The 18,295-nt window shown below is 64.5% G+C and carries 17 protein-coding genes; 10 read left to right on the forward strand and 7 right to left on the reverse strand.

Annotated elements, in window-relative coordinates; genetic code table 11:
- The first annotated feature begins 64 nt into the window (after positions 1-64).
- From P9254_RS11665 to P9254_RS11680, 4 genes are all read left to right on the forward strand, one after another.
- The gene (locus P9254_RS11665; protein WP_278054868.1) at positions 65-970 is read left to right on the forward strand and encodes a branched-chain amino acid ABC transporter permease; all 906 of its coding nucleotides are present in this window, start codon (positions 65-67) and stop codon (positions 968-970) included.
- Between the two features lie 243 nt (positions 971-1,213).
- A complete protein-coding gene (locus P9254_RS11670) occupies positions 1,214-1,819 on the forward strand; it encodes a TRAP transporter small permease subunit (RefSeq protein ID WP_278054869.1) in 606 nt (201 codons plus the stop codon).
- Positions 1,816-3,612 carry a TRAP transporter large permease gene (locus tag P9254_RS11675; protein ID WP_164748276.1) on the forward strand — a complete coding sequence of 599 codons (1,797 nt, stop codon included), beginning with the start codon at positions 1,816-1,818 and terminating at the stop codon, positions 3,610-3,612. Before P9254_RS11670 ends, P9254_RS11675 begins: the two co-directional genes overlap by 4 nt.
- Positions 3,613-3,624: 12 nt before the next feature.
- Positions 3,625-4,653 (forward strand): zinc-dependent alcohol dehydrogenase family protein, encoded by a 1,029-nt coding sequence (locus tag P9254_RS11680; RefSeq protein ID WP_067324152.1) that lies wholly within the window; start codon positions 3,625-3,627, stop codon positions 4,651-4,653.
- Positions 4,654-4,736: 83 nt separating this feature from the next.
- Here the strand turns inward: P9254_RS11680 and P9254_RS11685 are convergent, their stop codons facing one another.
- Entirely contained in the window at positions 4,737-5,846 is a 1,110-nt protein-coding gene (locus P9254_RS11685) for a TRAP transporter substrate-binding protein (protein ID WP_067003340.1), read from the reverse strand.
- A 245-nt stretch (positions 5,847-6,091) separates the two neighbouring features.
- Here P9254_RS11685 and P9254_RS11690 point away from each other — a divergent pair, with 245 nt between their 5' ends.
- Complete coding sequence (locus P9254_RS11690) at positions 6,092-6,865, forward strand: gamma-glutamyl-gamma-aminobutyrate hydrolase family protein (RefSeq protein ID WP_067324150.1); 774 nt, start codon at positions 6,092-6,094, stop codon at positions 6,863-6,865.
- 6 nt (positions 6,866-6,871) lie between these two features.
- Here P9254_RS11690 and P9254_RS11695 read toward each other — a convergent pair whose 3' ends face one another.
- The 5 genes from P9254_RS11695 to P9254_RS11715 form a co-directional block, all read right to left on the reverse strand.
- The gene (locus P9254_RS11695) at positions 6,872-7,264 is read right to left on the reverse strand and encodes a hypothetical protein (protein ID WP_164747262.1); all 393 of its coding nucleotides are present in this window, start codon (positions 7,262-7,264) and stop codon (positions 6,872-6,874) included.
- Positions 7,265-7,395: 131 nt separating this feature from the next.
- On the reverse strand, positions 7,396-8,379 hold the full coding sequence (locus P9254_RS11700; RefSeq protein WP_278054871.1) for a 2-hydroxyacid dehydrogenase: 984 nt from the start codon (positions 8,377-8,379) through the stop codon (positions 7,396-7,398).
- Positions 8,376-9,398, reverse strand: a complete 1,023-nt coding sequence (locus P9254_RS11705) for a LacI family DNA-binding transcriptional regulator (protein ID WP_067324144.1) — start codon at positions 9,396-9,398, stop codon at positions 8,376-8,378. Before P9254_RS11705 ends, P9254_RS11700 begins: the two co-directional genes overlap by 4 nt.
- Before the next feature lie 60 nt (positions 9,399-9,458).
- Positions 9,459-10,343 (reverse strand): DMT family transporter, encoded by an 885-nt coding sequence (locus P9254_RS11710; RefSeq protein WP_189413708.1) that lies wholly within the window; start codon positions 10,341-10,343, stop codon positions 9,459-9,461.
- Positions 10,344-10,680: 337 nt separating this feature from the next.
- Entirely contained in the window at positions 10,681-11,088 is a 408-nt protein-coding gene (locus tag P9254_RS11715) for a DUF2000 family protein (RefSeq protein WP_278054872.1), read from the reverse strand.
- Between the two features lie 34 nt (positions 11,089-11,122).
- On the opposite strand from P9254_RS11715, the gene P9254_RS11720 reads away from it, so the two are divergent.
- Positions 11,123-11,974, forward strand: a complete 852-nt coding sequence (locus P9254_RS11720) for an AraC family transcriptional regulator (RefSeq protein WP_278054873.1) — start codon at positions 11,123-11,125, stop codon at positions 11,972-11,974.
- 185 nt (positions 11,975-12,159) lie between these two features.
- On the opposite strand, the gene P9254_RS11725 is transcribed toward P9254_RS11720, so the two are convergent.
- Positions 12,160-12,630, reverse strand: coding sequence for a MarR family winged helix-turn-helix transcriptional regulator (locus tag P9254_RS11725; protein WP_067003705.1), 471 nt, complete (start codon positions 12,628-12,630; stop codon positions 12,160-12,162).
- 356 nt (positions 12,631-12,986) lie between these two features.
- Here P9254_RS11725 and P9254_RS11730 point away from each other — a divergent pair, with 356 nt between their 5' ends.
- The 4 genes from P9254_RS11730 (at position 12,987) to P9254_RS11745 (ending at position 18,235) form a co-directional block, all read left to right on the forward strand.
- Positions 12,987-14,042 (forward strand): CobW family GTP-binding protein, encoded by a 1,056-nt coding sequence (locus tag P9254_RS11730; protein WP_095799164.1) that lies wholly within the window; start codon positions 12,987-12,989, stop codon positions 14,040-14,042.
- A gap of 233 nt (positions 14,043-14,275) precedes the next feature.
- Positions 14,276-15,250 (forward strand): WD40 repeat domain-containing protein, encoded by a 975-nt coding sequence (locus P9254_RS11735; protein WP_278054875.1) that lies wholly within the window; start codon positions 14,276-14,278, stop codon positions 15,248-15,250.
- Between the two features lie 190 nt (positions 15,251-15,440).
- Positions 15,441-16,817, forward strand: a complete 1,377-nt coding sequence (locus tag P9254_RS11740; protein WP_278054877.1) for an aspartate aminotransferase family protein — start codon at positions 15,441-15,443, stop codon at positions 16,815-16,817.
- The gene (locus tag P9254_RS11745) at positions 16,814-18,235 is read left to right on the forward strand and encodes a glutamine synthetase family protein (RefSeq protein ID WP_442920308.1); all 1,422 of its coding nucleotides are present in this window, start codon (positions 16,814-16,816) and stop codon (positions 18,233-18,235) included. The genes P9254_RS11740 and P9254_RS11745 overlap by 4 nt, the downstream gene beginning before the upstream one ends.
- Positions 18,236-18,295 lie beyond the last annotated feature (60 nt).

Here is an 18,295-nt window from a genome sequence, read left to right on the forward strand (position 1 = left end):
CAAGTTAGATTTCGGATGCAACGTTCGAAACGGGGACCAGTTCGCGCGGCCCTAGGGATGCTCCATGCTCTATTTCTATCAGCAGGTGCTGAACGGCCTGCATTCGGGCGCGCTCTATGCGCTGCTCGCCTTCGGCTACGTGCTGACCAACGGAATCCTGCACCGCACCAACCTTGCCTATGGCGCGCTGTTTGCCTTTTGCGGCCACACCATGATCCTGACCGCCGCCTTCGGCTATCAGGCGCTGTGGCTGACGCTGTTTGCCTCGGTCGCGCTAGGTATCGTTGCTGCCCTGCTCTATGCGGCGCTGATCAGCCAGGTGCTGTCGCGCAGCGTGTTCGAGAGGCTGGCGGACCGGTCGCCCAACGCCATCGTGGTGACGACGCTCGGCATCTTGCTGTTCCTGTCGGAAGCAAGCCGCATCGCCGCCGACACCCATGATCTCTGGCTGCCGCCGATGCTCGCCCAGCCCGTCGTCTTCGCGCAGGGTGCCGGCTTCAAGGTGACGCTGACCGTTATCCAGCTCTTGGATTGCGCGGCGGTGATGGCGATGGTGGCGGTGACCGCGTGGCTGTTTTCGCATTCGCGCTTCGGACGCGCCTGGCGGGCCGTGTCCGATGACCCGAAGGCGGCCGCGATGTGTGGCATCGATGTGACCGCGGTGTTCCGCCGCGCGGTGCTCTATGGCGGCTTCTGCGCGGCTTTTGCCGGCATGCTCGCCGGCATCTATTACGGCAACATCAGCTTCGGCACGGGCCTCGTCTACGGCCTCAAGATCCTGTTCGTGACGGCGGTCGGCGGCTACTTGTCGCCGCTCAAGGCTGCTCTCGGTGCCGCGGCCTTCGGCATGGCCGAATCGCTGTGGGCCGGTTATTTCCCGCTCGAATGGCGCGACGGCTGGATATACCTCTTCCTCGTCGCCATGCTGGTGCTGATCGGCGCCGGCCGCGACCAGGCCAAGGTCGCCTGAAACCCATCAGACTTTGGTTGCATGACGCGCCGTGAGGTGACCGGTTTTTACCGTTGCTCGCCGCGTGGATCGCCGGCACGTGCTTTGCCATGTTGACCATCCGGGCCACGCACTGCATACCGTTGGACCAAGCGAAGCGACACCGGAGGGGGACTCGGGCGCGGCGCCAGCACTTTGAGTTAGGCATCGTGCTTTCCGAAATCGAACGCGATTCTCGGGGCCGGTGCGCGAGGGAGGAAATGCATGGCAGGGCTGCTCGCTCTATCCACGACGATCGACCGCATCAACGAGTTCATCGGCCGCTGGGTCTCGTGGCTGATCCTGCTTGCGATCCTGGTGAGCGCCGGCAACGCCGTCATCCGCAAGGTGTTCGACATCTCCTCCAACGCCTGGCTCGAACTGCAGTGGTATCTGTTCGGCGCCGCCTTCATGCTGGCCGCCGCCTATACGCTGAAACAGAACGACCATATCCGCATCGACATCGTCTACGGCATGTTCCCCCGCCGCGTGCAGCACTGGATCGACCTCCTCGGCCATCTCCTCTTCCTGATGCCGTTCGTGGTGCTGATGGTGATCTACTTCGTGCCTTACGTGTCGCTGTCCTTCCGCAGCGGCGAGATGTCGACCAATGCCGGCGGGCTGATCGTCTGGCCGGCCAAGGCCATCCTGCTCGTCGGCTTCTTGCTGCTGGCCATCCAGGGTGTCTCGGAGATCATCAAGAAGATCGCCATCATGCGCGGCGACATGGAGGATCCCACTCCCTATGTCTCGGCCCACGACCAGGCCAAGCTCGAGGCCGAAGCGCTTGCCGAAGAAGCCAAGGCGCTGTCCGGCGAGGTGCGCTCATGATCGAGTTCATCGCGCAGAACATGGCGCCGATCATGTTCGCCTCGCTGATCATCTTCCTTTTGATCGGCTACCCCGTCGCCTTCTCGCTCGCTGCGAACGGCCTGTTGTTCTTCTTCATCGGCGTGCTCTTGTCGCCCTATTCCGGCGGCTCGATCAACCTCGCCTGGCCTCTGCTGCATGCGCTGCCGGATAATTTCTACGGCACAAGGGTGATGTCGAACGACACGCTGCTGGCCATTCCATTCTTCACTTTCATGGGAATCGTGCTGGAGCGATCCGGCATGGCCGAGGACCTGCTCGACACGGTCGGGCAGCTGTTCGGCCCGATCCGCGGCGGGCTTGCCTATGCGGTGATCTTCGTCGGCGCACTGCTTGCCGCAACGACCGGCGTGGTGGCGGCCTCCGTCATCGCCATGGGGCTGATCTCGCTGCCGATCATGCTGCGCTACGGCTACGACCGGCGCCTCGCCTCGGGCGTTATCGCGGCTTCCGGCACACTGGCCCAGATCATCCCCCCCTCGCTGGTGCTGATTGTGCTGGCCGACCAGCTTGGACGCTCGGTGGGCGACATGTATGCGGGCGCGCTGATCCCCGGCCTCGTTTTGACCGGCATCTACATGCTCTACATCCTGATCATGTCGATCGTCCGGCCGAACTCGATGCCGGCATTGCCGCTCGAGGCCCGCACGCTCGGCCACGGCGTGATTTCGCTGATCGTGGCGCTGCTGGTGACCGGCGCGATTTCCTATGCGGCCTATCGTTACCTCGCGCCGACTCATGGCGACAATGCGGACATCCTTGGCGCCACCGTCGGCGTGATCGTCATCTACATCGTGGCGATCGCCGACCAGCGCCTCCACATCAACATGATGTCCAAGCTGGCACAGCAGGTGGTGATCGTGCTGATCCCGCCGCTGGCGCTGATCTTCCTGGTGCTGGGCACCATCTTCCTCGGCATCGCCACCCCAACCGAGGGTGGCGCCATGGGCGCCGTCGGCGCGCTGATCATGGCGGGCTTCAAGGGGCGACTGACGATGGATGTCATCAAGCAGGCGCTGGCCTCGACGACGCGGCTCTCCGCCTTCGTGCTGTTCATCCTGATCGGCGCGCGCGTCTTCTCGCTCACCTTCTACGGCGTCAACGGCCATATCTGGGTCGAGCATCTCTTGACCTCGCTGCCGGGCGGCGAGACCGGCTTCCTGATCGGCGTCAACGTGCTGGTTTTCGTGCTCGCCTTCTTCCTCGACTTCTTCGAGCTCGCCTTCATCATCGTGCCGTTGCTGGCGCCCGCCGCCGACAAGCTCGGCATCGACCTGATCTGGTTCGGCGTGCTGCTTGGCGTGAACATGCAGACCAGCTTCATGCATCCGCCGTTCGGCTTCGCGCTGTTCTACCTGCGTTCGGTCGCGGCGCGCGTGCCCTATCTCGACCGCATCACCGGCAAGCAGATCGCGCCGGTCACCACCGGCCAGATCTACTGGGGCGCGGTGCCGTTCGTCTGTATCCAGGTGATCATGATCGGGCTTACCATCGCCTTCCCGCAAATGGTAATGCGCTACAAGGGCACCGCGGTCGAGCCGAGCACGATCGACCTCAAGCTGCCGGACATGCCGGGACTTGCGCCGCTCGGCACGCCGCCGGGCGACAATGGCGCGGCGCCCGCCAGTGGCGGCTCGGCGCCCGCCGCGCCTGGCACCCCGGACTTGTCACAGCCGCCGAATTTCGGCGATACGGCCCCCGCCAAGCCGGCGACGCCGGCACCCGATCTTTCCAAGCCGCCGAGTTTCAACTGAGGTGACCAAGTCATGAGAGCCGTACGGCTGGAAGCAATCGGCGGCATCGCCCTTCGTGCGGTCGACAAACCTGCGCCGGGGCCGGAGGATGTTCTGGTGCGGATCGAAGCCTGCGGCGTCTGCGGCACGGACCGCCACCTGTTCCATGGCGAATTCCCGTGCACGCCGCCGGTCACGCTTGGCCACGAATTCTGCGGCATCGTCGAGGCGGTCGGCGACGCGGTGTCCGGCATCGCCGTCGGCGATCGGGTCACGGGCGACCCCAACATCGCCTGCGGGCGCTGCAGCCAGTGCCGGGCCGGCCGCGTCAATTTGTGCAGCAATCTCAGGGCCATCGGCATCCACCGGGACGGCGGTTTCGCCGATTATGTCGTGATGCCGCAAGGCCAGGCCTTCCTCCTGCCCGGCAACCTCCAGCCGACGCATGGCGCCTTCTGCGAGCCGCTGGCCTGCTGCCTGCACGGCATCGACCTCGCCGGAATCAGGCCCGGCGACTCGGTGGTGGTGCTCGGCGGCGGCGTCATCGGCCTGCTCACCGTGCAATTGGCGAAGCTTGCCGGTGCCGCGACCATCATCCTATCGACCAGGCAGGCCTCGCGCCGCGCGCTGGCCGAAGAACTCGGCGCGACCGCTACGGTCGATCCAAGCGCCGTCGATCCCATCGAGGCCATCGCCGGAAAAGCCGGGCTTGTGCCGGGCGGCGTCGACGTGGTGCTGGAATGCGCCGGGGTTCGCGACACGGTCGAGCAGTCGATGCGAATTGCCAAGGCCGGAGGCACGGTGGTGATCGTCGGCGTGATGCCGCAGGGGCAGAAGGTGGCTTTCGAGCCTTTCGACGTGCTGTTCCGGGAGTTGAAGGTCCTCGGGTCCTTCATCAATCCCTTCACGCATCGACGCGCCGCGGACCTCATCGCGTCCGGCGCGATCGAGATCGACAAGCTGATTTCCAGGCAGGTGCCACTCGAAGAGGCGCCGCAGGTGATCTCGAACCCAGCCGCCCCCGGCGAGGTCAAGGTGCTGGTCGTGCCGGGCCGGACCTGAAGTCCTGCAACGTTGGCGATTGGCGAAACCGGCGGTGACAGCGCCCTCTCCCCGTCACCATAGGGGAGAGGGCTAATCCCCGGCTACAGCTTGCCGTTACGCTGCTGCACCATCATGAAGGTATCGTAGTTGTATTCGGCGACCTGGGCCCAGAGATAGTGCTCCTTGCGGAAGCCTTTGATGGATTCCCAGATCTTCTTGAACGGCGCGTTGTTGGCCTCCATTTCGGCATAGACTTCGTTGGCCTTTTCGAAGCAGGCAGCCATGATTTCCTGGCTGAAGGGGGCCAGCTTGGCGCCGCTGGCGACCAGCCGCTTCACCGCCGCCGGATTGAGGTAGTCGTATTTCTGCAGCATGTTGGCGTCGGCGGCTTGCGCGGCCGTGTGCACCAGCGACTTGTAGGCGGGCGACAATTCCTCGTATTTGGCCTTGTTGAACATCAGATGCACGGTCGGGCCGCCTTCCCACCAGCCGGGATAGTAGTAGTAGGGCGCGACCTTGTAGAAGCCGAGCTTCTCGTCGTCATAAGGGCCGACCCATTCGGCGGCGTCGATCGTGCCCTTTTCCAGCGCCGGGTAGATGTCGCCGCCGGCGATCTGCTGCGGCACGACGCCGAGCTTCTGCACCACTTTGCCGGCAAAGCCGCCGATGCGCATCTTGAGGCCGGAAAGATCGGCGACCGTGTTGATCTGCTTGCGGAACCAGCCGCCCATCTGCACGCCGGTGTTGCCGCCCGGCAGGCCGAATAGGCCTTGCGTTGCAAGGAATTCGTTGAAGAGGTCAATGCCGCCGCCATGATAGTGCCAAGCGTTCATGCCGCGCGCGTTAAGCGAGAACGGCACTGCGGCACCCAGCGCCCAGGTTGGGTCCTTGCCCCAATAGTAATATGCCACCGTGTGGCATGCCTCGACGGTGCCTGCGGCGGTGGCGTCGGCCGCCTGCAGGCCGGGAACGAGCTCGCCCGAGGCGAAGACCTGAACCTGGAAATTGCCGTCGGTCGCTTCCGACAGCATTTTTGAGAACACTTCCGCACCGCCATAGATCGTGTCGAGCGATTTCGGGAAGGACGATGCCAGCCGCCAGGTCACTTTCGGATTGGACTGGGCTATCGCCGGCGTGGCAAGCGCGGCGGCCGCTGCCGCGACACCAACACCGGATGCACCGGCCTTACGGATGAACGAACGACGATCCATGCATTTTCCTCCCGTTTAGAACCAACAGACCGATATTCGGACATCCGCGGTGCCCTGATCGGCTGCGCGAAACAATACACGGGCAAGATGTCGAGTCCAGCACCGCGGGCAACGTGCAACTATAGTCTAACGCCGACCGTCCTGGCCCATTCGGAGAACCGAAACTTGCCATGGCAAAGTGCCGACTGATCGCCTATTTTGTAGGCAGAATAATTCGTTAGCCCTCGATGGAACCCGGATCCAAAATGCAGCAGCCGCTCGTTGCCGTCTCAACCGATGTCCGCCAGTTCGACAACTACACATGGCATGCCGCGCCCCAGCAATATATCGAAGCGGCGATCGCCGGCGCCGGCGTGTTCCCGCTCCTGGTGCCGTCCTTCGGCGACCGGCTCGATTTCGACGAGCTGCTGTCCTCGGTCGACGGCGTCATGGTGACGGGTTCGAAATCCAACGTGCATCCCTCGCTCTATGGCGGCGATCCCAGCGAGGCCAACGGCCCCTACGACCCGGCACGCGACTCCACCACGCTGCCGCTGATCCGCAAGGCGATAGAGCGCGGCGTGCCGCTGCTCGCCATCTGCCGCGGCATCCAGGAGCTCAACGTGGCGCTGGGCGGGACGCTCGGCACCGAGATCCAGGAGCGCGAAGGCTCGCTCGATCACCGCGCGCCGGTGAGCGACAATCAGGACGAGCGCTTCGGCATCCACCAGACGATTTCGATCAAGCCTGGAACCTGCCTCGCCGGCGTGTTCGGCGCCGGCGACATCAAGGTCAACTCGCTGCATCGCCAAGCGATCGACCGGCTCGGATCGAAACTGCAGGTCGAGGCTTTGGCGACCGACGGCACGATCGAGGCCGTCTCGGTCAAGGAGGCTCGCGCCTTCGCCGTCGGCGTCCAGTGGCACCCCGAATATTGGGTGAAGTCGGACAGCAACTCGGCAAAGATCTTCCGCGCCTTCGGCGATGCCGTGCGCCTGCATGCGGCGGCGAAGGCCGGTGCACGCGCGGCGGCGGAATAGCCGAACTCAGTCGCTGGTCGTCGCGTTCAGCGCCAAAAGCGGGGCGGCCGGCGCATAGGATTCGTAGCCGTCGCCATCAGCAACACCGAAGGTGACGATCGGATCGATGCCGTTCTCGCTGAACGCGACCGAGCCGTCGGCCTGCTCGCGCCAGAATTTCACACGCTCGATGCCAGGCATCAGCTTGCTGCAGTTCGGAGCAATTGTCAGCAGCGACAGGCCGTCCGAGACCTCGGCGCCGCGCTTGATTGCGCAGGCCGCTTCGTCGCCATTGGCTGTCAGCCGATAGCTGTTGGAGAGGCCGGCTTGCTCGACCGCGCTTTGGCCGTTGCCGTCGTGCAGGGACTGAACGCCCCCGTATAAGGCGACTGACGCAACCAACCCGGCTAACAGCTTCACTCCGCCTCTCCACATCCTGGCTTGCCGTGCCATGCTGTTCTCCAAACCACGCGCCGATTTGGACAACATGCATAACGAAGTATGCAGAATGATGGTTAAGCAGGCGTTAATAAACGTGGCAGGCCTTCCGCTCAGGCGCGTGGCTTGACGTTGATCGTTTCCGGCACCGGGGTCAGCGGCCGGCGCTCGCCGAACCAGGAGATGAGATTGTCGACGCACAGATCCGCCATGGCCCGGCGGGTGTGGTCGGACGCAGATCCGACATGCGGCAGAAGGGAGGTGTTGGGCGCATCGAGCAGCGCTTTGGGCACATTCGGTTCGTCGGCAAAGACATCGAGCCCGGCGGCAGCGATGGTGCCATTGGAGAGTGCTGCAGCCAGAGCCGCCTCATCAACCGTGCTGCCGCGGCCGATATTGACGAAGACGCCGTCGGGACCGAGCGCCGCCAGGACCGCCGCGTTGATGGCTTTCTCCGTCGCGGCCCCGCCCGGCGCGATACAAATCAGCGTGTCGACCGCTTCGGCCAGGCCCTTCAGCGTCGCATGGTATTCATAGGACAGGCCATCGACCTTGCGGCGGTTGTGATAGGCGATCGGCAGGCCGAACGCCTCGAGTCGACGGGCGACGGCAAGGCCGATGCGGCCCATGCCGAAGATGCCGACGCGGCGGCCGCGCAAGGTGAGCCGGCTCAGGCGATAGTCGCCCTTCTTCACCCAGTCGCCGTCGCGCAGCCATTTCTCGGCGGCGTACATTTCGCGCACCGTGTTGATCAACAGGCCGATGGTGGTGTCGGCGACCTCCTCGGTCAGCACGTCGGGCGTGTTGGTGACCATGACGCCGCGGGTGGCCGCGTGACGAGCGTCGACGGAGTCATAGCCGACGCCGAAATTGGCGATGATCTCGAGATTGGGCAGCGCGTCGATCATGACCGCGCTGATGCCGCCGAAGGAGGCGATGCCGCGCACGCTCTCGCGCATCTCGCCGGTAACGAGCGACGGATCGGCGCGCTCGATCCGCACGCGCTTGAACGCCTTGTCGATCCGGCCGATGGCATGGTCGTTGAAACGGCCCGGCACCAGGATGGCGACCGGCGACTTCGCTTCTGTCTGTGTCATTGACGCTCCACCGGCTTGCCGGTGGACTGGCGTACGTGCAGCTCCGGCTTGATCAATTCCTGCGACGGCCGCACGGCCTGCCCGTTCAGCTTGTCGAGCAGCGCGCTGGCGGCGCGGCGGCCGACCTCGCGCTGGCCATTCCAGACCGTGGTCAAGGCCGGCGTTGCTATCGCAGCCTCCTCCAGGTCGTCGTAACCAGTGACGGAGATATCGACGCCCGGCACCAGACCGGCGCGCGCGATGCCGTTCATCAGTCCGATCGCAACCAGATCATTCCAGCAGCAGGCGGCGGTCGGCTTGTCCTTCAGCGCCAAGAACTGTCCTGCAGCCTCGAAACCGGCCTGCTTGGTGCGCGGTCCAGGAATGCGCCAGGACGGCTTCACCTCCAGCCCGGCCGCTTCCATGGCGTTGACATAGCCCTGGTAGCGGTCGCGGCCGGTCGAGGTCTGGTCCGTGCCGCCGATCATGGCGATGCGTTTGTGGCCGAGCGAGATGAGATGGTTGGTCGCGAGTGCGGTGCCATAGGCATCGTCGCCGCGGAAGACCGGCACGTCGGCGCCGGTGACGGTGCGCGCGATCAGCACCGCCGGGAGGCCGTTTTCCTCGGCCATGATGATGTCCTCGGCCGGCGTGCCTATGGCCGGCGACATGATGACGCCGTCGGCGCCGAGCTGCAGCAGCGTGTCGATGAAGGTGCGCTGCTTTTCCAGCTGGTCATAATGGTTGGACAGGATGAAGGTCTGGCGGCTGCGGTCGAGCTCGCTTTCTATCGAGCGCAGAATCTCGGCGAAGAACGGGTTCATGATGTCGTGCACGACGACGCCGACAATGCCGGAGCGTGAGGTGCGGAGCGACGCGGCCCGTCGGTTGTAGATATAGCCGATGGCGCGCGCGTGCTCCTTGATACGCTCGCGCGTCGAGCCCGCGACCAGCGGGCTGTCGCGCAGCGCCAGCGACACCGTTGCCGTGGATACGCCAAGCGCATCCGCGATCGTCGAAAGCTTGATCTTCTGTGCCAGCCTTGGTCCCCGAGGCCTTTAAACTGTTTAAATGGGCTTATGCCATCGATTGAGGGCAAATCAAAGTTTTTTTGCCAAGCCCTCGGCTTCCGTGTCCAAGGAAGCGGAATTGCGCAGGCGAAGCCTGTGCTCGCGGTGGATGATGTAGAGGCCGCTGGCGACGATGATGGCCGCCCCGAGCAGGGTCCAGCGGTCGGGAAACTGGTGGAAGATCAGCCAGCCGGAGATGATCATCCAAATCATCTGCGAATAAGGGTAAGGCGCGAGCGCCGTCGTCGTCGCCAGGCGATAGGCCTGGACCAGGAGCCAATGGCCGCCGGCGCCGAAGACGCCGAGCATCAAAAGGATCACCCAGTGCCAGCCGTCCTGCGGCAGGGACAATGAGAAGGGCAGCATGGGCAGGAGCAGCACCGCCGGCGCCAGCGCCGAGAACAGGATCAGGCTTTCGGATGTCTCCGTCGACGACATGCGCCGGGTCATGATGACGTAAAAAGAGTTCGACAGCATCGAGCCCAGCGCGAAGAGATGGCCCATGCCGAACACGCCGACGCCGGGCCGGGTGATGATGAGGACGCCGACGAAGCCGGTGAGGATCGCCAGCCAGCGCCGCCAGCCCGCCCACTCGCCGAGCAGCGGGCCGGCCAATGCGGTGATCACCATCGGGCCGAAGAAATAGATCGAGGTGGTCTCGGCGAGCTGCAGCGTCCTGAGCGCCAGGATGTTGAACATGGTCGAGCCGAAAAGCAGGCATCCGCGCAGGATGTGCGCCGGCAGATTGTTGGCGCGGAAGCGCGACGGCTCGCGCCAGCCGCGCAGGAAAACGCCGACAAGCAGGACATGCACGACGAAGCGGGCCCAGGCGACGATCAGCGCCGAGACGCCGGCGAGCACTAGATATTTGCTTGAGGTGTCGAGAAAGGTGAAGCAGACATAGACGCAGAGCATCAACAGCATCGCCGCGGGCGGCGTCGCGCTGTCGTCGTGATTTTTGGGAACGCTCAAAATCGGGCCGGAGGAGAGGTAGACGCCGTCCTTTTGCGGCAATCGCCGCCGGCCGGCAAGCCAAAAGCGACTGGCCCAACAAGACGTGCCGACAGGCTTAGAGCGCAGTGCCTTGGCGGTCACCAGAACGTTCCTTGCTCGTCCGCCCGAGCGGAGCAAGGAGCGAAGCGACGCGCGCAGCCCAGGCTGACGAAACAAGGAGGTCGCGGCCAATCTCGAACGTGCGCGACGTCGTCCGGACGAATGGTCAATCAGCCACCAAGAGCATCCTCCCCGAGGGTCAAGCATGCATGCAGGCGCCCTTGGTAACCTTGTCGACCAGCTTCTTTTCGGCGCGCAGCGCGATGCCGACGATCTTGGCGTCGTCCGGCGCGAATTCGGCGAAGACGGCGCGGTTGGCCAGGTCATGGCCGGTGGAGAACATCTCCTCGACATAGGCCGATGTCGTCACGCCGCGCTCCAGGGCCCGGCGGTGGATCGCGGCAAGCGTCGGCTCGTCCGCCGACAGCACGATAACGGGCTGGATCGAGAGCGGATTGAAGAAATTGCCGGCGCGGTCGCGATAGGGCTCGCCGATGATTTGAGGAGATTGCGCGACGATGCCGCTGGTCAGGAAAGCGGTGACGTTGAGCTTCTGCCAGACGGCGAGATCTTCCTTGAGCACGATTGCAAATTTCGTGTCGAACACCAAAAATGTTTCTCCGGGATGTGGATCAGGGACCATGGCGCACGATCTAGGCAATGAGGCGCTGGGAGGTCTTGAACGTTCGTGCGCTGAGGACGACCGGATCGTTTCGGCGCCCGGCGCCACGGGCCTCGAGCGCATCGAGGCGCGTTTCCACGGCAATGCTTTCGACCTGCACCGCCACGACACCTACGCCATCGGCGTGACGCTCGACGGCGTGCAGCGCTTCCACTATCGCGGCGCGCTTCGGCACAGCCTGCCCGGCCAGGTGATCGTGCTGCATCCCGACGAACTGCATGACGGCGGCGCCGGCACTGAGCACGGCCTACGATACAGGATTCTCTATCTTGAGCCGTCGATGCTGCTCGATTGCCTCCACGGTTCGCCGCTCCCTTTCGTTAAGGATGCTGTGGTGAGTGACCCTCAGTTGCGCGGCACGCTGCTGTCGGCGCTAACACCGCTCACCGAGAAGCTCGACGACCTGTTCGTGGCGGATTTCATCGCGCAGCTGGCGCAACAATTGAAACGCCATGCCGGACAGCCGGCAAAATCAGCGGGAAAAATCGCGTGGCGGGCTGCCGCGCTGGCCCGCGACTATCTCGAAGAAAACGCTGAACGGCCGGTGCGTTCCGACGAGCTGGAGGCGGTTACCGGCCTCGACCGCTACGCGCTGTCGCGCCATTTCCGCGCGACCTATTCGACAAGCCCGCATCGCTTCCTGTTGGTGCGCCGGCTGCAGCGAGCGCGGCGCATGATCGAAGCGGGAGAGCCGCTTGCCGAGACCGCTGTTGCGGCCGGCTTCAGCGACCAAAGCCATTTCAACCGGCATTTCAAGAAGGCGTTCGGGCTGACCCCGGGACGCTGGGCGACGCTGGTGCGCGACGCTTAGCGTCGTCGCCCTTCCGCTAAGCTGCCGATGCTTGGTGGTGCCTGAGGCGACGATGCTGTGCATCGCGCTTGGGTCGCTCGAGACGACGCTTACGCGTCGCTCGTGGTCACCAACGCCCAGCGGCTAAGCGACGATGCTGCGCATCGCGCTCGCGCGTCGCTTGAGACGACGCTGCGCGTCGCTCGTTAATCATCCAGCTCGGCGTCGTCGTCGATGAGGATCAGGTCCTCGTTCGACAGGTTGGCCTCGATGCGGGCGAGCAGCTTGAAGAGCGCCTTCTGGTCTTTCTTGTCGAGACCCCTCAGCGCCTGCTTCTCGGTCTTCTTGACCGATTTCTCGATGGCGCGGATGGTTTCGCGGCCGGAACCGGTAAGGAAGATATGGGCCTGGCGGGCATCGGCGTTGGAGGCGCGCTTTTCGAGAAAACCCTGCGCCTGCAGCCTGTTGATGGTTTTTGTGATCGTCGGCGGACGTACGCCGAGCTTGTCGGCGAGATTGCCGGGTGTCTGGCCGTCTTCGCGGTCGAGCGCCAGCATGATCTGGTCCTGGCCGGCGTAGAAGCCATGTGCCAGAAGCCGCGCAGCAAGCGCCGTGCGCGCCAGCCGCGCTGCCGAATGCAGCCGGCTCATAGTCGCTGTTCTGTCCGCCTTGGCCATGGTCATTCCCTCTTCGGCCGAACCGGCGCGGGCAGCATAGAGGCTGTCCGGCGGCTGGCAAATGACGATTTAACGAGTCCGGCCTGCAAACACTTTGCCGGCAAGCATTGCGGTGCCCGCGCAGGTGATGCCAGATGTTTATTTCAGTTAGATGACAAACGACTTTTGGCCCGCCGGCATTCACAGCGGAACATCCCGGAGGCTCTGATGCCGTGCGGCTGCCCTGTTACTTTAACCAACTGCGGCTGCCCCGGTCGGGACCGGCTGGCCCATCGGTTTGGCACGTGCAAAAGCGCGGCTCGCATCCTATATGAGGCCGACAAATCCTTCGAGGCACAGATTTTTCGAGGCAGGCCATGAGCGATGCACAGACGCAGATCCCCGTAACCGTTCTCACCGGCTATCTCGGCGCGGGCAAGACGACGCTGCTCAACCGCATCCTGTCGGAGAACCACGGCAAGCGTTACGCGGTCATCGTCAACGAGTTCGGCGAGATCGGCATCGACAACGATCTGATCGTCGAATCCGACGAGGAAATCTATGAGATGAACAATGGCTGCGTGTGCTGCACGGTGCGCGGCGACCTGATCCGCGTCGTCGAGGGCCTGATGCGGCGACCCGGCCGTTTCGATGCCATCGTGGTCGAGACCACTGGCCTGGCCGACCCGGTGCCGGTGGCGCAGACCTTCTTCATGGACGACGATGTGCGCTCCAAAACCAAGCTCGACGCGGTGGTGGCGCTGGTTGACGCCAAGCACCTGCCGCTGCGCCTGAAGGACTCGAAGGAGGCCGAGGACCAGATCGCCTTCGCCGATGTGGTGGTGCTGAACAAGACCGATCTCGTCACTCCCGAAGAGCTCGAAAAGGTCGAGGCGACGATCCGCGCCATCAACCCGGCGGCCAGGATCCATCGCACCCAGCGCGCCGGTGTGGCGCTCGGCGAAGTGCTCGACCGCGGCGCCTTCGACCTGTCACGCGCGCTGGAGAACGATCCGCATTTCCTCGAGGCGCACGATCACGACCATGAATGCGGCCCGGATTGCGATCACGACCACCACCATCACCACGACGGGCACGATCACCATCATCACGACCATCCTTCCGACATCCACGATGTCACGGTGAAGTCGGTCTCGCTGCGCGGCGGCGAGATGGATCCGAAGAAGTTCTTCCCATGGATCGAGAAGGTGACCCAGATGGAAGGGCCGAACATCCTCAGGCTTAAGGGCATCATCGCGCTGAAGGGCGACGAGGACCGCTATGTGCTGCAAGGCGTGCACATGATCCTCGAAGGCGACCACCAGCGCGCCTGGAAGGACGGCGAGAAGCATGAAAGCCGGCTGGTCTTCATCGGCCGCGATCTCGACGCCGAGCGCCTCAGGAAGAGTTTTGAAGCTTGCCAGGCGGCTTGATTTCCGGACTTTCAGGCGTTAGCGCTGCCCCTACTTTCCTTCTCCCCTTGTGGGAGAAGGTGGCCGAGCGAAGCTCGGTCGGATGAGGGGTGTTCCAGCTTGGCGATGACGGCACTCCGTCGAACACCCCTCAACCGTCTTGGCGCTACGCGCCAATCCACCTTCTCCCACAAGGGGAGAAGGGGGAGTCACACCTAGCCGCGCCGGCTGGTGAAATCGAATGGACCATCCCCATGCCGACAGTCGCCCCGCTTGATCTCGAAGGCCATTGCGTCGCCGCCGTCTTCCTCGGCGACGTGCCGCATTTCGCTTTGGCCGACGGCGCGATCCATCGGCTCGACAATGGGCACAAGACCGTACAGGCGAATGACGGGCTGCTCGCCGCCTTCCACGATGCGGCGAACGACCGCCTGATCACCGGCGGCGAGGACGGCAAGGTGTTTGCGGTCAAGGCCGGCGGCGAGGCGAGCGAACTTGCCAGCGCCGGCAGAAAATGGATCACCAGCGTTGCGGCGGGCCCTCAGGGTGCGGTCGCCTATGCCTCGGGCAAGACGGCGTTCGTCCGTTTCGCCGACGGCAAGATCAAGGAATTCGCCCATCCGCGCTCGGTGGAAGGGCTCGCCTTCTCGCCCAAGGGCATGCGCTTCGGCGTTGCCCGCTACAACGGCGCGACGCTGCATTTTCCTGCGGCGGAGGGCAAGCCGGTCGAGCTCGAATGGGCCGGCGCCCATACCGGGATCAGCTTTTCGCCGGACGGCGCTTTCCTGATTACCACCATGCAGGAAAACGCGCTGCATGGCTGGAAGCTGGCCGACGGCAAGCACATGCGCATGAGCGGCTATCCGGGCAAGGTCAAAAGCCTGTCCTGGAGCGTGAAGGGCAAATGGCTGGCGAGCTCCGGCGCGCCGGCGGCGATCGTGTGGCCTTTCGCCAGCAAGGACGGGCCGATGGGCAAGGCGCCGCTGGAGCTCGGCACGCGCGGCAATACCATGGTGACGTGCGTTGCCTGCCATCCCAGCCAGGAGGTCACCGCGATCGGCTATGAGGACGGCATGGTGATCGCGGCCCGCTTCGCCGACGCCAAGGAAGTGCTGCTGCGTCGTCCCGGCAAAGGCGCCATCACCTCGATGATGTGGGACAAGGAAGAGCGCCGCATCGTCTTCGGCAGCGCGGCCGGCGATTGCGGCGTGATCGACATCACGGCGTAAGGGATTAGGGGAATAGGGCGGCAATGGAATAGGGAAAGGAAAGCCTTCCTCCGCTGTCTTCCCAATGCCCTACTCCCTTAATCTCTTCATCCCTTAATCCCTACTGCCTGAGCCAACGCCCGCCCCCTGCGCGGCCAATTGCAGTTTTGCCGACCGGTTGGCAGAGTGCCGCGCGAGAAAGAGGGGCTTCATGCATTCAATCGACCGGACTTCCATCGGCGGCATCGCCGCCGCCCGCATAGCCGAGCTGCGCGAGGCCGAGGCGGCCGCCTTCCGCAAGGCGCGGCCGAAGTCCGAGGCCAAGGTTGGCAACGGCATGGCCGGCTTCCTCGGCGGCGTGCCGATGCATTGGATGACCGACTGGCCGACCCCATTTGCGATCCTGGTCGACAGCGCCAAGGGTGCCACGATTACCGATGTCGACGGCAACAAGCTCGACGATTTCTGCCTGGGCGACACCGGCTCGATGCTCGGCCATTCGCCGCCGCCGGTCGCCCGCGCCATCCGCCGGCAGGCAGCACGCGGCCTGACCTATATGCTGCCCAGCGAGGATGCGCTGGCGATCGGTCCGCTCTTGCAGCAGCGCTTCGGCCTGCCCTATTGGCAGATCGCCACCACCGCCACCGATGCCAACCGCTTCGCCTTGCGGGTCGCCCGCGCGGTGACGGGGCGCGAAAAGATCCTGGTCTTCAACGGCTGCTATCACGGCTCGGTCGACGAGACGATGGTGCGACTGATCGACGGCAAGCCGGTCAACCGGCCTGGGCTGGCAGGCGAGTTCCGCGATCTCACACGGGCAACCAAGGTTATCGAATTCAACGATATTGCAGCATTCGAAACGGCACTTGGCGACCGCGATATCGCCTGCGTGATCACCGAACCGGTGCTGACCAATTCCTGCATGGTGCTGCCGGAACCCGGCTTCCACGACGCGCTGCGGCGCCTCACCCGCGCCGCCGGCACGCTGCTTTTGATCGACGAGACGCACACCATTTCAACCGGGCCCGGCGGTTACACGCGAAAGCACGGGCTGGAGCCGGACCTGTTCGTGCTCGGCAAGCCGGTGGCCGGAGGCGTGCCGGCCAGCATCTGGGGCATGAGCGAGGAGGTCGCGACGCGCTACGGCACCTACAATCGCAGCAAGGAACCCGGCTATTCCGGCATGGGCACCACGCTGTCGGCCAACCCGCTGCAATTCGCGGCGATGCGGGCGACGCTCGAAGAGGTAATGACCGAGGAGGCCTATGCGCATATGGACCGGCTGGCGCGCCGCCTCGACGCGGGGCTCTCCGCCGTCATCGAGCGAAACAAGCTGCCTTGGCATGTCGCGCGCGTCGGCGCCCGCGTCGAGTTCATCTGCACGCCCGGGCCGCTCAAGAACGGCGGCGAGGCGGAGAAGGCACATGCGCCGGAACTCGAAGCCGCCGTCCATGTCGCGCTGGTCAATCGCGGCGTGCTGATCGCGCCGTTCCACAATATGATGCTGATCTCGCCGGCGACGACCGCGGCGCAGGTAAGCCGCCTGATCGCGGCTTTCGCCGCGGTTGCCGCCAGGCTTACGGCATGAGACAAGCGGCTATGGACAATCCGAGCACAGTTGCGACCTCCCCTTCGGGCTCGACGCCGGCCGAGGCGAAAGCGTTTCTCGCCGCCCATCCCGACATCGAGGCCTTCGACATCGTGCTCACCGACGCCAACGGCATCGGCCGCGGCAAGATCGTGCGCCGGCACGAGCTGATGAGCATTTTCGAGGGCGGAAGGCATATGCCGATCTCGATCCTCGGCCTCGACATCACCGGTGAGGATGTTCACGAGACCGGGCTGATCTGGGACACCGGCGACGGCGACCTCAGGGCATGGCCGGTTCCAGGCACGCTGGTGCCGCTGCACGGCACCAAGCTGCCGCGCGGCCAGGTGCTGATGGCGATGTATCGTCTCGACGGTCAGCCGATGACCTCCGATCCGCGGCTGGTGCTGGCAAGGCAAGTCGGGATCCTGGCGGCGCGCGGCCTGCATCCGGCCGGCGCCTTCGAACTGGAATTTTTTCTGCTTGCCAATGAGCGCGATGCCGACGGCAAGGTGCAGGCGGCGCGCGCGGTGCTCGACGGGCGCCGCTCGGGCAAAACGGAAGTCTATTCAGTCGACCACCTGCACGGCATGGAGCCGCTGTTTTCCGACATCTACGCCGCCGCCAGGGCGCAAGGCATTCCGGCCGAGACGGTGATTTCCGAATATGCGCCCGGACAGTACGAGCTGACGCTCAACTACCGCAAGGACGTGATGCGGGCGGCCGACGACCTGGTCATGCTGAAGCGGCTGGTGAGGGCGCAGGCGCGCCGGCACGGCGTCACCGCCTGCTTCATGGCCAAGCCGATCGAGGCCTATGCCGGTTCGGGCATGCATTTCCACGTCTCGCTGCAGGACGATGCCGGCCGCAACGTCTTCACCGAAGCTGCCGGCGAGAAATGGTCGCCAAGCCTGCTCAACGCGCTTGGCGGCCTGATCCACACCATGGCGGAATCGATGCTGGTGTTTGCGCCGCATGCCAATTCATGGCGGCGTTTCGTGGCGCAATCCTATGCGCCGGTGGCGCCGACCTGGGGCGTCAACAACCGCTCCGTGGCGTTGCGCGTGCCGGCGGGCGATGCGATGAACCGGCGTATCGAGCACCGGCCGTCCGGCGTCGACGCCAACCCTTATCTTGTGGCGGCGACGGTGCTGGCGGGCATCGTCAAGGGCCTCGACGAGGCCCTTGACCCCGGACCGGAAACGACCGGCAACGGTTACGAGCAGACAACGGAAGCCTCCACCATGCCGACCGATTGGCGCGCCGCGATCGAGGCGGCACGTGGCTCCGAATTCCTGAAATCGGCGCTCGGTCCCGACCTGCACCGGACCTTCGTGGCGATCAAGCAGGCGGAATATCTGCGCGTCGCACGCACCGTCAGCGAACTCGACTACCACCTCTACCTCCACGAGGTCTGAGGACTTGGCCTCGCAGACGGAGTGATCACGTTTCGCCGCGACACTCAAAAGTTATAGCCA

Origin of the sequence: Mesorhizobium sp. WSM4983 (assembly GCF_029625765.1) — a bacterium.
Classification (GTDB): Bacteria; Pseudomonadota; Alphaproteobacteria; order Rhizobiales; family Rhizobiaceae; genus Mesorhizobium.

Coding starts and splice junctions, on each gene's coding strand:
- P9254_RS11665 (WP_278054868.1), top strand. CDS start 65: ATGCTCTATTTCTATCAGCAGGTGCTGAACGGCCTGCATTCGGGCGCG.
- P9254_RS11670 (WP_278054869.1), top strand. CDS start 1,214: ATGGCAGGGCTGCTCGCTCTATCCACGACGATCGACCGCATCAACGAG.
- P9254_RS11675 (WP_164748276.1), top strand. CDS start 1,816: ATGATCGAGTTCATCGCGCAGAACATGGCGCCGATCATGTTCGCCTCG.
- P9254_RS11680 (WP_067324152.1), top strand. CDS start 3,625: ATGAGAGCCGTACGGCTGGAAGCAATCGGCGGCATCGCCCTTCGTGCG.
- P9254_RS11685 (WP_067003340.1), bottom strand. CDS start 5,846: ATGGATCGTCGTTCGTTCATCCGTAAGGCCGGTGCATCCGGTGTTGGT.
- P9254_RS11690 (WP_067324150.1), top strand. CDS start 6,092: ATGCAGCAGCCGCTCGTTGCCGTCTCAACCGATGTCCGCCAGTTCGAC.
- P9254_RS11700 (WP_278054871.1), bottom strand. CDS start 8,379: ATGACACAGACAGAAGCGAAGTCGCCGGTCGCCATCCTGGTGCCGGGC.
- P9254_RS11710 (WP_189413708.1), bottom strand. CDS start 10,343: ATGCTCTGCGTCTATGTCTGCTTCACCTTTCTCGACACCTCAAGCAAA.
- P9254_RS11720 (WP_278054873.1), top strand. CDS start 11,123: ATGGCGCACGATCTAGGCAATGAGGCGCTGGGAGGTCTTGAACGTTCG.
- P9254_RS11725 (WP_067003705.1), bottom strand. CDS start 12,630: ATGGCCAAGGCGGACAGAACAGCGACTATGAGCCGGCTGCATTCGGCA.
- P9254_RS11730 (WP_095799164.1), top strand. CDS start 12,987: ATGAGCGATGCACAGACGCAGATCCCCGTAACCGTTCTCACCGGCTAT.
- P9254_RS11735 (WP_278054875.1), top strand. CDS start 14,276: ATGCCGACAGTCGCCCCGCTTGATCTCGAAGGCCATTGCGTCGCCGCC.
- P9254_RS11740 (WP_278054877.1), top strand. CDS start 15,441: ATGCATTCAATCGACCGGACTTCCATCGGCGGCATCGCCGCCGCCCGC.
- P9254_RS11745 (WP_442920308.1), top strand. CDS start 16,814: ATGAGACAAGCGGCTATGGACAATCCGAGCACAGTTGCGACCTCCCCT.